This window comes from Streptomyces sp. 8N616, from assembly GCF_052246385.1.
In the GTDB taxonomy this organism is placed as follows: Bacteria; Actinomycetota; Actinomycetes; order Streptomycetales; family Streptomycetaceae; genus Streptomyces.
Genome location: NZ_JBQQBY010000100.1, coordinates 1 through 982 on the forward strand (window position 1 = coordinate 1; position 982 = coordinate 982).

Below are 982 nucleotides of genomic sequence, written 5' to 3' on the forward strand. Positions count from 1 at the left end.
CTAGACGATTAGTTCCGATGTGGCTCAGTGGTCGTAGGCGATCAGCGAGCGGGTGACGGGTGCGCCGATGGTGCGGTTGTGCCAGATCGCGCAGGTCATCGCCAGGATCCGCTGAGCCACGCGGACACTGACGCCCTCGATGGTCCTGCCGCCGTGCTGTTCGAGGTCGAGCTGGCCCTTGAGGGTGTCGTTGACCGACTCAATCAGCTGCCGCACCGTCTTGAGCAGGGCTTCTCCCGGCCGGGGAGTGCCGCGGTTGCGGTAGGAGGGCCGCAGAAGTCTGATGCCGCGGGCGGCCAGGAAGCGGTCGAGTTCGGCGGAGATGTAGCCCTTGTCGGCCAGGATGAGCAGGCCCGGACGGTCGGCGGCCAGGTGCGGTTCGTTGTCGATCAGAGCGGCCAGCACCTGCCGTTCGTCGGTCTTCGGGTCGGCCAGAGCCCAGGTGACCGGCAGGCCGGCCGGGGTGCACACCAGGTGCAGCTTCAGACCCCAGTAGAAGCGTGAGTGGGAGCGGCAGTAGCCATAGTTTGCCCATCCGGCCAGGTCGGAGCGCTTGACGGTCTCACGCGAGCGGGCGCATTCGACGGGTGTGGAGTCCACGATCCACAGGTCGTCCAGCCACAGGTCGGTGTCCGCGGCCAGGGACCGGATCGCCTGCTCGACCAGGCCCAGTGCGGCCCGCAGGCGCTTGTTGTAGGCGGGCCGCTGGGGCAGGTAGGGGAACATGCCGTGCAGGTGGGCGTGGGCGAAGCGCAGCCAGCGGGCCTCGCAGTGGAAGCCGAGCATGGCCTGGGCCACGGCTAGGGTGACCAGTTCCGCGTCGGTCAACCGGGGCGGCCGACCACGCCACCGCGAGGTCTTCAAGCGGTCGTCGATGTGCACGTACAGTGCGGTCAAGAGGGTGTCTAACTCGGTCGTCACAACCCGATGTTGGACACCCTCCCCGCGTCCGTGAACCCCGCAATCGGAACTACTCGTCTAG

Annotated in this window: 1 protein-coding gene; it reads right to left on the reverse strand. The window is 67.5% G+C overall.

The features are described from left to right. Positions 1–24: 24 nt before the first annotated feature. The gene (locus ACTWQC_RS35785) at positions 25–921 is read right to left on the reverse strand and encodes an IS982 family transposase (protein WP_443320046.1); all 897 of its coding nucleotides are present in this window, start codon (positions 919–921) and stop codon (positions 25–27) included. Positions 922–982: the final 61 nt, after the last annotated feature.